Source organism: Burkholderiaceae bacterium, from assembly GCA_024235995.1.
Classification (GTDB): Bacteria; Pseudomonadota; Gammaproteobacteria; order Burkholderiales; family Burkholderiaceae_C; genus Ottowia.
The window spans coordinates 2,985,138-2,997,761 of the sequence record JACKLI010000001.1 but is presented as its reverse complement, the minus strand read 5'-3'; the positions used below and the strand labels follow the sequence as shown (position 1 = coordinate 2,997,761).

Sequence of the window (12,624 nt, the reverse complement as noted above, 5' to 3'; positions counted from 1 at the left end):
TCAGGCTTGCACCGGCTTGTAGGCCACGGCCTTGATCTCGATCAGCAGGTGCGGGTGCGGCAGCTGGTGCACCGCCACCGTGGTGCGGGTGGGGCCGTCGTAGTCGAAGAACTCGCCCCACACCTCGTTGTAGCCGCCGAAATCGTTCATGTTGACCAGGAAGGCCTGCGCCTCCACCAGGTCGCTCAGCTCGGCGCCAGCGCTGCGCAGGATGCCCTGGATGTTCTCGATCACCGCGCGCGTCTGCATCCGGATGTCCAGCGTGGTCACGCCCATGGCGTCGGCCTGGGCGCCGGCAAAGCTGTTGTCGGGGCGGCGCGAGCTGGTGCCCGAGACGTACAGGAAGTCGCCCGCGCGCTTGATGTGCGGAAACTTGCCGCGCGGCGTGGCCTTGCCGCTGACCACCGTGGCCTGGGCGCTCTTGTCCTGGTGGGTGCTCATGGGCGTCTCCTTCAGACCTTGATGCAGATGTTGCTGGTTTCGGAATAGAAGTCCAGCGACCAGCGCCCGCCCTCGCGGCCGATGCCCGACAGCTTGACGCCGCCGAAGGGCGTGCGCAGGTCGCGCGAGAACCAGGTGTTGACCCACACGATGCCCACGTGCAGCCGGGGGCCGACGCGGTGTGCGCGCGAGAGGTTGGTGGTCCACACGCTGGCAGCCAGGCCGTAGTCGCTGGCGTTGGCGCGCCGCAGCACCTCGTCTTCGCTGTCGAAGGGGGCAAGGTGGCACACCGGGCCGAACACCTCCTCGTTCAGGCAGCGCGCGCCGTCGGGCAGGCCGGTCCAGATGGTGGGTTGCACGAAGGCGCCGCCATCGCGCTCGTCGCCGAAATGCGGTACGCCGCCGCCGGCGACCACGGTGGCGCCTTCCTCGACGGCCAGCCGGTAGTACGACAGCACCTTCTCGCGGTGCTCGCGCGAGATCAGCGAGCCCATGTCCACGCCCGGCTCGTCGGGCCAGCCGATCTTCAGGGCCTCGGTGCGCGCCTTCAGCGCGGCGACGAAGCGCTCGAAGATCGGCTGCTCCACGTACACCCGCTCCGAGCACAGGCAGACCTGGCCGGTGTTGGTGAAGCTGGAGCGGATTACACCCTCGACCGCGGCGTCGAAGTCGCAGTCGGCAAACACGATGGCGGCGTTCTTGCCGCCCAGCTCGAAGGAGACTTCCTTCACCCCGTCGGCCACCGTCCGCATGATGGCGGCGCCGGTGCGCGATTCGCCGGTGAAGGTGACGGCGTCGATGCCGGGGTGGCGCGTCAGCGCCTCGCCGGCCGAGCCGGGGCCGAAGCCGTGCACCACGTTGAACACGCCCGGCGGCACGCCCGCCTCGTCGAAGGCCTCGGCGATCAGCGTGGCCGACGAGGGCGTTTCCTCCGACGGCTTGCAGACGATGGCGTTGCCGCAGATCAGCGCCGGCGCGGCCTTCCAGGTCAGCGACAGGATGGGCAAATTCCACGGCGAGATGCTGGCCACCACCCCCAGCGGCTTGCGCGTGGTGTAGTTGATCAGCCGGGTGCCGTCGGCCAGGTTGGTCTCGAAGAAGTCGCCGTGCGCGGTCTTGCCCAGGTCGGCGAAGGTGCGGAAGTTGGCGATGCCGCGGTACACGTCCAGCTTGCGCGCCTGCGCCAGCGGGCGGCCGGTGTCGGCGATCTCGGCGGCCAGGAAGTCGTCGAAGCGCCGCTCGATCACGTCGGCCACGCGGTGCAGCGCGGTGGCGCGCTCTTCGACCGTCGAGCGGCCCCAGGGGCCCTCGTCCAGCGCCCGGCGCGCGGCGCGCACGGCACGGTCCACCAGCGCGGCGTCGGCCTCGTGCACCGGCGCCAGCACGCGGCCGGTGAGCGGGCTGACGTTGTCGAAGGTCTTGCCGGTGGCGACGAAGGCGCCGTCCACGTAGTTGCGGATTTCGACCAGCGAGGGTGGCAGTGCGAAGCGTTCGGTCATGGTGGGTTCAGTCTAGGCCGCGCACGCTTGCCTTACAAGCGAAGATTTCGCCCCTTGTTATAACCAACATGAATATTTCAACGGCCGCGGCCCAGGCGCTCGCCCACCGCCCGCAGCGCCGCCAGAAAGCGCTCGGTGGCGGCGCTGGGGGCGCGGTCGGCGCGCACCGTGTAGCCCACGGCGCCGAACGCGCCCAGGCCGCGGATGGGCAGAACCGCCAGCTGGCCCAGCTGGGCAAAGCGCTCGGCCGCGGCCTGCGGCATCAGCGCCACCATGGAGCCGCCGGCTAGCAGCGCCAGGTTGGTCAGGATCGACACCGACTCGATGCGCCGCGCCGGCAGCCCCGCCGCGCCGAAAAAGGCGCGCACCGAGGGCCAGGCCATGGAGTCGGGCGTGGGCACGATCCAGTCCAGCGCCATCAGTTCGGCCAGCACCAGCTTGCGCCGGCGCGCCAGCGGGTGTTGTGCGCTCACCACCACGCGCAGCGCCTCCTCGTACAGGGGCTGGTGGGCCAGCCGCGCGGGCTCGGTGCCGGCCGCCGCCAGCGCCGCCGGGCCGGGCAGGGCGCCCACCACCACGTCCAGCTCGCCGCGCGCCAGCAGCGGAAACAGCAGGGTGTTGGGCCCCACGCGCACGGTCACCACCACGTCGGGCGCGCCGCGGCGCAGCCGCTCGATCGCCTCGGGCAGCAGCGCGGCCGAGGCGCTGATCAGCGTGCCCACCACCACCTGGCCGCGGGCGCCCGCGTGGGTCGTGTTCAGCGTCTCGGCCAGCTGGCGCAGCTCGGCCAGCACGCTGGCGGCGTGCGGCTCGAAGCGGCGGCCAAACTCGGTCAGCGCCACGCCGCGCTTGCCGCGCACGAACAGCGCGCCGCCGACCTGCGCCTCCAGCTCCTGGATCGACTTGCTGACGGCCGGCTGCGTCATCGCCAGTTCGCCGGCGGCCGCCAGCAGCGAGCCCGAGGCCACCGCCTGCTCGAAGACCATCAACTGCTGCAGGCGCAGCCGGCGCGCCAGCGACTGGCGCGAATGGAGCGGCAAGGCGGGCTGCGCGGGGGGCTCAGGAGCGTCGGGGTCGGCCATGGCGGCATTGTGACAAGCCGCCCCGGTGTAAAGGAAGGCGCCTGTCCGCCCATCCCATCGCTAGGTCCGCGCCAAACTCTGCGGACGAAAAGCGATTTCCGCTACTCCGCCGCCATCGTCTACAACAACTTTCCCTGGCCACTGTGCGCCCGGTTTTGAGAAAAACAAGGCTCTAGCCGGCGTGCAGAAAGCGCAGGAAGCTATCGAAAAAGAAGTGCAGGCGGTGCTGGACGCGCGCACGCAGTTTGCCGCCAGCAGCCTGGCCGACCTGTACGACCCGCTCACCATGCCGCCCGCCCTGCTCAAGGCGCACCAGCGGCTGGACGCCGCGGTGGACAAGGCCCATCAGCTCGCCGGCGGCCCCCGGGCCTACGCCAACGACGCCGCGCGCGTGGCTTTTTTGTTCACGCTGTACCAGCGCATCACCAGCCTGCTGCCGGCGGCCGCGTCCCCATATCCCTATGGCAAAAAAAGTTGCGGCATAACCGGGAGCATTTATAATTTTTTCAGTTCGTTTCAATTGAAGCGAGTTGAGTGAGGGATTCTGATGAAAGCTCAAAGCCTAATCCGTCAGTGCGCAGTTGCTTTAACTTGTATGTTGGGTGTTGCTGGCCAGGCGCAGGCCGCCAACGTCGCGTTTTGGAACGACTCTCACTCTGCTAGCAGCTTCGCGGCCTTGAACGCGGCGCACACGGTGACCCAGGTCACGACGGCCAACATCGACTCGGGGGCACTGTCGAGCTACGACGTGCTGGTGATGGGACACGTCAATCCAGCCGACTCTACGGCAACCACGTGTACCGCGATCCAGACCTTTCTGGCCGCCGGAAAGGGCGTGGTGAGCGAATGGAACAACGCCACGTTACTGTTCCAGCCTGCGCCGGGCGCGTATTACGCGATGACCAACCCCTGCAACCTGTTTGCCGGCACTGCCAGCGGGGGCGAGAATACTTTTGGTAGTGACGTGCCGATCCAGATCACGATGCCCGCCAGCCCGCTGGTGGCGGGGCTGAACAGCCCGTTTTCCATGGCGGACGGCAGCGAGTTCGTCTACGAATTGACCGGCCTGGGACCGGAATGGACCGTGGCGGCCACGTTCGATGGCGGCGGCACCACTTACCCGGCCGTGCTGTCGGCGGTGCGCAGCGGCGGCGGATGCGTGGCTCTGTCGCCGTTCGACTATTTCGACGCCAGAAATGCCGGGGGAAGTGCCCAAAGCAACATGGAGACGCTACTCAACAATATGGTTGCTTGGGCCGCGCGCGGGCCCGTCAGTTGCGGCCGAGCCATGCCGGCAGCGGTGCAACCGGTGCCGACGCTGGAGGCCCCGCTGTTGGCCGTGCTGGCCGGTTTGATGGCTGGGCTCGGCTGGCTGCGCCGTCGCCGCCACTGATCGCTTCGCATCACTCTTGGCATGCGGCGCCTGGGTTACCCGGCGCCGCGTGACGTTGAGCGGCATGAAGCGAGCATGGCCTGTTGTCACGCCGGGTGTGCTGGCCATGGCGCGTGTCGTGCCAACCCCCTCGGCGAGTCAATGCGGCGAGTCAATGTCCCGCAGCGAGCCGTGCTTGATCCCCGGGCCCCGGCCCGAAGCTCCGTAGGCCGCAGCGCCGGCGTGCGGATCGGGTAGTCGAAGGCGCCGTCTGCGGCCGACTGGAAAGCCGCTACCGCTACCGCTACTCCGCCGCCATCGTCTACAACAACTTCCCCTGGCCCCTGTACGCCGATGGTTTTGAGCAAAACAAGGCTCTAGCCGGCGTGCAGAAAGCGCAAGAAGCTATCGAAAAAGAAGTGCAGGCGGTGCTGGACGCGCGCGCGCAGTTTGCCGCCAGCAGCCTGGCCGACCTGTACGACCCGCTCACCATGCCGCCCGCCCTGCTCAAGGCGCACCAGCGGCTGGACGCGGCGGTGGACAAGGCCCATCAGCTCGCCGGCGGCCCCCGGGCCTACGCCAACGACGCCGCGCGCGTGGCCTTTTTGTTCACGCTGTACCAGCGCATCACCAGCCTGCTGCCGGCGGCGGGCGCGGCGGGCAAAAAGCCGCGCCGCGCATAGGCTGCTCAGGGTGCCGGCGTGCGGATCAGGTAATCGAAGGCGCTGAGCGCGGCAGTCGACCCGGCTCCGGCCGCCACCACGATCTGCTTGTAGGGCACGGTGGTGCAGTCGCCGGCGGCAAACACGCCGGGCACGTTGGTTTCGCCCCGGGCGTTGACCTCGATCTCGCCGAACCTGCTGCGCCCCACGGTGTCGCCCAGCCATTCGGTGTTGGGCACCAGGCCGATCTGCACGAACACGCCCTCCAGGTCGACCCTGGCCTCGGTGCCGTCGCCGCGGTGCTTGAACTTCAGGCCGCTGACCTTGCCGCCTTCGCCGGTGATCTCGGTCGTCTGCGCATTGGTGTGCACGGTGACGTTGGGCAGGCTTTGCAACTTTTTGATCAGCACCGCGTCGGCCTTCATCTCGGGCATGAACTCGAGCACGGTGACGTGATGGACCACGCCGGCCAGGTCGATGGCGGCCTCGACGCCCGAGTTGCCGCCGCCGATCACGGCCACGTCCTTGCCCTTGAACAGCGGGCCGTCGCAGCTGGGGCAATAGGCCACGCCCTTGGTCTTGTATTCCTGCTCGCCGGGCACGCCCACGTTGCGCCAGCGCGCACCGGTGGCCAGGATGACGCTGCGGCTTTGCAGGCGCCCGCCGTTGGCCAGCTTGACGGTGACGAGGCCGCCGGCTTCAGCGGCCGGAATCAGCTCGGCCACGCTTTGCGCGGTGATGACGTCCACCTCGTAGTTGCGCACGTGCTGCTCCAGCGCGGCCGCGTACTGCGGGCCGGTGGTCTCGGGCACGCCGGGGTAGTTGGCGATCTCCAGCGTGTCGTTGACCTGGCCGCCGAAGCGCTCGGTGACGATGCCGGTGCGGATGCCCTTGCGCGCGGTGTAGATGGCCGCGGCCGCGCCGGCCGGGCCGCCGCCGACGATGAGCACCTCGAACGGCGCCTTGGCGCTGAGTCTGTCGGCGTCGCGCCGGGCGGCGCCGGTGTCCACCTTCTGCAGGATTTCCTCCAGCGAGGTGCGGCCACTGTGGAACATCTGCCCGCCCTGGAACACGGTGGGCACGCCCATGATGTCGCGCGCCTGGATTTCGTCCTGGAACAGGCCGCCGTCGATGACGGTGACCTTGACGCGCGGGTTGAAGATGGCCATGAGCGAGAGCGCCTGCACCACGTCGGGGCAGTTGTGGCACGACAGGCTGATGTAGGCCTCGAAGTCCAGGTCGGTGTCCAGCGCCTTGATCTGCTCGAGGACTTCGGGCGCGACCTTGGGCGGGTGCCCGCCCGTCCACAGCAGGGCCAGAATCAGCGAGGTGAACTCGTGCCCCATGGGGATGGCGGCAAAGGTCAGCTGCGTGCCGCTGCCCGGGCGTGCCAGAGTGAAGGAGGGCACGCGTGCATCCGTGCCGTCGGTGCGCAGGGTGATCTTGTCGGGGCGCATGCTGGCGACTTCTTGCAGCAGCTCGCGCAGCTCGGCCGACTTGGCGTCCTCGCCCAGGGTCGCCACCATCTCGAACGGCTCTTGCACGCGCTCGAGGTAGGCCGCGAGTTGTTGCTTGATGTCCTGGTCCAACATGGTGGTAACTCCTTGTTTGATAGCTGCTTGCGCAGAATGGGTGCGGGCCAGCAGATGATTTTTCAATAAAAAACCGAACGGCCGAGCGCGTGCGCCCCGTCGCCGTTCGGCGGTGCGGCTGCGACGGGCGCAGCGTGTCGGATGCTTAGATCTTGCCGACCAGGTCGATGGAGGGCTTCAGCGTCTTCTCGCCTTCCTTCCACTTGGCGGGGCACACCTCGTCGGGGTGCTCGGCGGTGTACTTGGCGGCCTTCAGCTTGCGCAGGGTCTCGCTCACGTCGCGGGCGATCTCGTTGGAGTGCACTTCCATCGTCTTGATGGTGCCGCTGGGGTCGATCACGAAGGTGCCGCGCAGCGCCAGGCCTTCCTCGGGGATGTGCACGCCGAAGTTGTGGGTCAGCTGGTGCGTGGGGTCGCCCACCAGGAAGAACTTGGCCTTGCCCACGGCGTCGCTGGTCTCGTGCCACACCTTGTGGCTGAAGTGCGTGTCGGTGGTGACGACGAACACCTCGGCGCCCAGCTTCTGGAACTCGCCGTAGTGCTCGGCGGCGTCTTCGATCTCGGTCGGGCAGTTGAAGGTGAAGGCGGCGGGCATGAAGATCACGACCGACCAGTTCTTGCCGTTGCTGAAGTTCTTCTCGGTCACTTCCTCGAACTTGCCGTTGTGGAAGGCCTGGGTCTTGAAGGGCAGGACCTTGGTGTTGATCAGGGACATGGGTTTTCTCCTTGGGTTGACGAAATCGATGGGTGAATTATAGTGTATTGCTATTGATATTAACTATACATTTTATCTAAACTATATTTAGCGCCTGCCTATCGCGGGCTGCGGATACAAAAAAACCGGATGCCAGGCATCCGGTTTTCGGCAGGCGCAAGCGCCCACGGGGCGACGCATCCGTGCGTCAATGCGGCGCCTGCTCGAAGGGCAGGCTGATCTTGCCCAGGTCCTTGTGAGTCTCGACCAGGACCAGCGGGCCGTCGTCCAGCTCGACCGCGGGCGGGCGCTCGCGCGGCACGTGGATGGGCGCGGGCTCGGCGGCGATGGCGGCCTGCACGGCAGCCACCTTGTCGGCGTCGGAGTTGACCCACTGCAGGCCGGCGGTGTCGGCCAGGTTGGCCAGCGCGTCGACGGGCAGGGCAAAGCCGGTCACCTTGGGCAGGCCGGCGGGGGCCGGTGCGGGGGCGGCGGCAACGGGCGCTGGTGCCGGCGCCGGAGCGGAGACCGCGACCGCAGGGGCCGCTGCCACCGGGGTCGGCGCCGGGGCGGCGACGTCCAGCGAGGGCGCGTGGGCCAGCGCTTGCGCGGCGGACGGCTCGTGGGCGGACGCAGCCTCGGCCTGCGCGGCGCGGGCGAAGTACGAGCGCGGTGCGTCGCCGGCCGGCGCGGCCGGGCTGGCCTCGGACGGGGCGGCGGCGCGCTCGTCGCTCATGGCCGTGTCGGCATGCTCGGCGGGGCGCTCGCGGCGTTCGCGGCGCTCACGCGGGCGGCGCTCGCGCGGCTCGGCGTCGGCGCTGGCCGGGCGGGTGTCGCCGGTGGCGTCCATGCCTTCCGGCGCCGCGTCGTCGCGCTCACGCGGCTCGTCGCCGCGGCCTTCGCCGCCACGGCCACGACGGCCTTCGCCGCGCGGGCCGCGCGGTGGGCGGGCGCTGGCGCCCGCTTCGTCCGGCGTCGCGTGCTCGGCGCCGTTGCCGTTGGGGGCGGCGTCACGGCGCTCGCGTGGCGGACGCTCGCTGCGTTCGCCGCGTTCGGGGCGCTCCCGCGTTCACCGCGCTCGCCGGAGCGGCGGCCGCCGTCGCGCGGCTTGCGGGCGTCGCCGTTGGCGGCGCTGCGCTCGCCGGCTTCACCGGCCGCGGCCTGGCCTTCGCGCGGTTCGCCGCGGCCTTCGCCGCTGCGCCCGCCGCGGCCCCGGCCGCCACGGCGGCCACCGCGTTCACCGCCGCGCTCGCCGCGGGCCTCGCGCTTGTCGTCGGCGGCCGGCGTGGCCGCCACGACAGGAGCGGCGCTGGCCGCGGGCTGCGGCGCCGGCGTGGTGCCGAACAGGCCCCGGAGCCAGCCCATCAGGCCACCGGCGGCTGGCGCGGCGGCCGCGGCATGGGGCGCGGTGGCGGCAGCAGGCGCCGCCACCGGAGCGGCGGCGGGCGCCGGCGCCGGCGGCTGGGGCATGGGCACGTCGCGCAGCACGCCCTTGATGACGGGCTGCTGGCGGTTGGTGGGCTCCTGGCTGCGGCGCGTGACGTGGGTCGGGTCCTCGAACTCCTCGGCCAGCTTGTAGCTGCTGTCGATGTCGTCCAGGCGCGGGTCGTCGTGCTTGAGGCGCTCGAGCTTGTAGTGCGGCGTTTCCAGCGACTTGTTGGGCACCAGGGTGACGTTGACGCGCTGCTTGAGCTCGATCTTGGCGATCTCGGGGCGCTTTTCGTTCAGCAGGAAGCTGGCCACCTCCACCGGCACCTGCACGTGCACGGCGGCGGTGTTGTCCTTCATGGACTCTTCCTGGATGATGCGCAGGATCTGCAGCGCGCTGGACTCGGTGTCGCGCACGTGGCCCGAGCCGCCGCAGCGCGGGCAGGGGATGGAGGCGCCTTCGCTGAGGGCGGGCTTCAGGCGCTGGCGGCTCATCTCCAGCAGGCCGAACTTGCTGATGGAGCCGAACTGCACGCGCGCGCGGTCCTGGCGCAGCGCGTCGCGCAGGCGGTTTTCGACCTCGCGGCGGTTCTTGCTCTCCTCCATGTCGATGAAGTCGATCACGATCAGGCCGCCCAGGTCGCGCAGGCGCATCTGGCGCGCCACCTCGTCGGCGGCCTCCAGGTTGGTGCGGGTGGCGGTTTCCTCGATGTCGCCGCCCTTGATGGCGCGCGCCGAGTTCACGTCCACGCTGACCAGCGCCTCGGTGTGGTCGATGACGATGGCGCCGCCCGAGGGCAGGGTGACGGTGCGCGCGTAGGCGGACTCGATCTGGTGCTCGATCTGGAAGCGCGAGAACAGCGGCGCGTTGTCGCGGTAGCGCTTGACGCGGTGCGCCTGGTCGGGCATCACGTGCGCCATGAACTGGTGCGCCTGCTCGAAGATGTCGTCGGTGTCGATCAGGATGTCGCCGACGTCGCTGTTGAAGTAGTCGCGGATGGCGCGGATGACGAGGTTGCTTTCCTGGTAGATCAGGAAGGCGCCCTTGCCGGCCTTGGCGGCGCCGTCGATGGCGTCCCACAGCTTGAGCAGGTAGTTCAGGTCCCACTGCAGCTCGGGCGCGCTGCGGCCGATGCCGGCGGTGCGCGCGATGATGCTGGCGCCCTTGGGGTATTCCAGCTGGTCCATCGCCTCCTTCAGCTCGGCGCGGTCCTCGCCCTCGATGCGCCGGCTGACGCCGCCGCCGCGCGGGTTGTTGGGCATCAGCACCACGTAGCGGCCGGCCAGGCTGACGAAGGTGGTCAGCGCCGCGCCCTTGTTGCCGCGCTCCTCCTTCTCCACCTGCACCAGCAGCTCCTGGCCTTCCTTGATGGCGTCCTGGATGCGCGCCTGGCTGGGCGAGACGCCCTCGGCGAAGTACTGGCGGGAGATTTCCTTGAACGGCAGGAAGCCGTGGCGCTCCTCGCCGTAGTCGACGAAGCAGGCTTCAAGCGAGGGCTCGACGCGCGTGACGACGGCCTTGTAGATGTTGCCTTTGCGCTGTTCGCGCCCCTCGATCTCGATCTCGTAGTCGAGCAGTTTCTGTCCATCGACAATCGCCAGGCGGCGTTCTTCGGCCTGCGTGGCGTTGATCAGCATCCGTTTCATGATGCGTGTTCCTTTGCGTCAAAAAGCATGGCCCCCTGAAGGGGCACTCGACGCCGGGGCGGCGCGCAAAAACGCAAGGACGAAACGAAGAACCGAGGGTGCGCTCAGGCGGCTGTCCCACCCGGGTGGGTGGCAGCGGCCCAGGGCGGGGCTGGAGCGGCAACGTGCGCGGGGGCCGGCCGGGTGGCCTTGCTGGCGGTGACGGGCGGCGGCGCGGGCTCGAAGCCGGCGGGGCCGGGCGCGGCCATGCCGGGCACGGGCAGCAGCCAGCGCCAGCAGATCGCAAACCAGGTCATCAGCACGTTGGGTTCTCGTCGGAGCCGACTCGCGGGGGCCGCCTTGTGCGGCGCGCCCGCCAGTCTCGGGTGTTTCGTCGTCAGGGTTTCATTGCGCCGTCCGTGTCTGCTCGTTTTGGGCCAGGCGGCCCGGTGTGGGGCCTGGCGGTCGTTGTGCGGACGCGGCGTCGAACCTTTGCTGGCCGGGCGGCGCTTGCCTGATGGAATTAGACTTGCCCGCAGTCGGGATGTCCATTCCGGTTCAAAGTCAAGCGTTTACACCACCGGATGCCAACAAATCCCATTATAGGGGCGCCCGCCGCACCCGCGCCCAAGCCCCCCGTGCTGTGGGTGACGGTGGACGCCGAGAGCGCCGGCCAGCGCCTGGACAATTTCCTGATCCGCCAGCTCAAGGGCGTGCCCAAGACGCACGTGTACCGCATCATCCGCTCGGGCGAGGTGCGGGTGAACAAGGGGCGCGCCGCGGCCGACACGCGGGTGCAGCCGGGCGACGTGGTGCGCGTGCCCCCGGTGCGCCAGGCGGTGCGCGAGCAGGCCCCGGTGCCGGCGCGCGAGTTTGCGGTGCTGCTGGAGGACGAGCACCTGCTGGCCATCGACAAGCCCGCCGGCGTGGCGGTGCACGGCGGCTCGGGCGTGAGCTTCGGCGTCATCGAGCAGCTGCGCCGCGCCCGGCCCGGCGCCCGCCTGCTGGAGCTGGTGCACCGGCTGGACCGCGAGACCAGCGGCGTGCTGTTGATTGCCAAGAAGCGCAGCGCGCTGAAGGCCCTGCAGGAGCAGTTCCGCGAGCGCAGCACCGGCAAGACCTACCTGGCCGTGGTGCGCGGCGACTGGCCCGAGCGGCTGAAGGTGATCGACGCGCCGCTGCACAAGTATCTGATCGAAGGCGGCGAGCGCCGCGTCAAGACCGTGGCGCCCGAGCACCCCGACGCCATGCGCGCCGTCACGCTGGTGCGGGTGCGCGAGCGCGCGGGCGGCCACAGCCTGCTGGAGGTCACCATCAAGACCGGGCGCACGCACCAGATCCGCGTGCACCTGGCCGCCCAGGGCCACCCCATTGCCGGCGACGACAAGTACGGCGACTTTGCGCACAACCGCCTGTTGCACAAGCAGGGCCTGAGGCGCATGTTCCTGCACGCGTGGCGGTTACAGTTCGAGCATCCGGCCAGCGGCGAACGCATCGAGCTGCTCGCGCCCCTGCCGGCCGACCTGCCCTGGCCCCTGCCCCAAACCGCCTCCCCATCCGCATGACCCGCCCGCGCCAGTTCGACCTGATCTGCTTCGATTGGGACGGCACCCTGTTCGACTCCACCGCCATCATCACGCGCTGCATCCAGCAGGCGGTGGTGGACGTGGGCGGCGCGCGACCCAGCGACGAGGCGGCTTCGCACGTGATCGGCATGGCGCTGGTGCCGGCGCTGGCCAAGGCCGCACCCGACGTGCCGGCCGACCAATACCCCGAGCTGGCCGCGCGCTACCGCCACCATTACTTCAGGCACCAGGGCGACATCAGCCTGTTCGACGGCGTGCTGCCGCTGCTGGCCGCGCTGCGCGAGCGCCACCACTGGCTGGCGGTGGCCACCGGCAAGAGCCGCCGCGGCCTGGACGAGGCGCTGGCCTCGCGCCAGCTGCGCGGCGTGTTCGACGGCTCGCGCACCGCCGACGAGACCGCCGGCAAGCCCGACCCGCGCATGCTGCACGAGCTGATGCGCCAGTTCGGCGCCGAGCCCGAGCGCACGCTGATGATCGGCGACACCACGCACGACCTGCAGATGGCCCAGAACGCCGGCTGCGCCAGCCTGGGCGTGAGCTACGGCGCGCATCCGGCCGAGGCGCTGACGGCCGCGCTGGCCCCGCGCTTTCTGGCCCACTCCGTGGCCGAGCTGCAGGCCTGGCTGGCCGAGCACGCCTGAG

11 protein-coding genes and 1 pseudogene are annotated in these 12,624 nt (G+C 69.7%); 5 read left to right on the top strand and 7 right to left on the bottom strand.

Annotated elements, in window-relative coordinates; genetic code table 11:
* The 3 genes from H6927_14340 to H6927_14330 all read right to left on the bottom strand — a co-directional run bounded on the left by H6927_14340 (nt 1) and on the right by H6927_14330 (nt 3,022).
* On the bottom strand, nt 1-441 hold the full coding sequence (locus H6927_14340; GenBank protein ID MCP5219277.1) for a RidA family protein: 441 nt from the start codon (nt 439-441) through the stop codon (nt 1-3).
* A gap of 11 nt (nt 442-452) precedes the next feature.
* Nucleotides 453-1,940: a 2-hydroxymuconic semialdehyde dehydrogenase gene (locus H6927_14335; protein MCP5219276.1), complete on the bottom strand. Its 1,488-nt coding sequence runs from the start codon at nt 1,938-1,940 to the stop codon at nt 453-455.
* Between the two features lie 77 nt (nt 1,941-2,017).
* A complete protein-coding gene (locus H6927_14330) occupies nt 2,018-3,022 on the bottom strand; it encodes a LysR family transcriptional regulator (protein ID MCP5219275.1) in 1,005 nt (334 codons plus the stop codon).
* 181 nt (nt 3,023-3,203) lie between these two features.
* On the opposite strand from H6927_14330, the gene H6927_14325 reads away from it, so the two are divergent.
* The 3 genes from H6927_14325 to H6927_14315 all read left to right on the top strand — a co-directional run bounded on the left by H6927_14325 (nt 3,204) and on the right by H6927_14315 (nt 5,077).
* Nucleotides 3,204-3,560, top strand: a complete 357-nt coding sequence (locus H6927_14325; protein MCP5219274.1) for a DNA methylase — start codon at nt 3,204-3,206, stop codon at nt 3,558-3,560.
* Between the two features lie 9 nt (nt 3,561-3,569).
* Nucleotides 3,570-4,415: a hypothetical protein gene (locus H6927_14320; protein ID MCP5219273.1), complete on the top strand. Its 846-nt coding sequence runs from the start codon at nt 3,570-3,572 to the stop codon at nt 4,413-4,415.
* Nucleotides 4,416-4,675: 260 nt separating this feature from the next.
* Nucleotides 4,676-5,077 carry a DNA methylase gene (locus H6927_14315; GenBank protein ID MCP5219272.1) on the top strand — a complete coding sequence of 134 codons (402 nt, stop codon included), beginning with the start codon at nt 4,676-4,678 and terminating at the stop codon, nt 5,075-5,077.
* Between the two features lie 5 nt (nt 5,078-5,082).
* Here H6927_14315 and ahpF read toward each other — a convergent pair whose 3' ends face one another.
* The 4 genes and pseudogenes from ahpF to H6927_14295 all read right to left on the bottom strand — a co-directional run bounded on the left by ahpF (nt 5,083) and on the right by H6927_14295 (nt 10,719).
* Nucleotides 5,083-6,648, bottom strand: a complete 1,566-nt coding sequence (gene ahpF / locus H6927_14310; GenBank protein MCP5219271.1) for an alkyl hydroperoxide reductase subunit F — start codon at nt 6,646-6,648, stop codon at nt 5,083-5,085.
* Between the two features lie 145 nt (nt 6,649-6,793).
* The gene (gene ahpC, locus H6927_14305) at nt 6,794-7,363 is read right to left on the bottom strand and encodes a peroxiredoxin (GenBank protein ID MCP5219270.1); all 570 of its coding nucleotides are present in this window, start codon (nt 7,361-7,363) and stop codon (nt 6,794-6,796) included.
* A 187-nt stretch (nt 7,364-7,550) separates the two neighbouring features.
* Nucleotides 7,551-10,417 (bottom strand): annotated as a pseudogene (locus H6927_14300) (Rne/Rng family ribonuclease).
* A gap of 104 nt (nt 10,418-10,521) precedes the next feature.
* Nucleotides 10,522-10,719, bottom strand: a complete 198-nt coding sequence (locus H6927_14295; protein ID MCP5219269.1) for a hypothetical protein — start codon at nt 10,717-10,719, stop codon at nt 10,522-10,524.
* Between the two features lie 261 nt (nt 10,720-10,980).
* Here H6927_14295 and H6927_14290 point away from each other — a divergent pair, with 261 nt between their 5' ends.
* Nucleotides 10,981-11,961, top strand: coding sequence for an RluA family pseudouridine synthase (locus tag H6927_14290; protein ID MCP5219268.1), 981 nt, complete (start codon nt 10,981-10,983; stop codon nt 11,959-11,961).
* Nucleotides 11,958-12,623: an HAD-IA family hydrolase gene (locus H6927_14285; protein ID MCP5219267.1), complete on the top strand. Its 666-nt coding sequence runs from the start codon at nt 11,958-11,960 to the stop codon at nt 12,621-12,623. Before H6927_14290 ends, H6927_14285 begins: the two co-directional genes overlap by 4 nt.
* Nucleotide 12,624 lies beyond the last annotated feature (1 nt).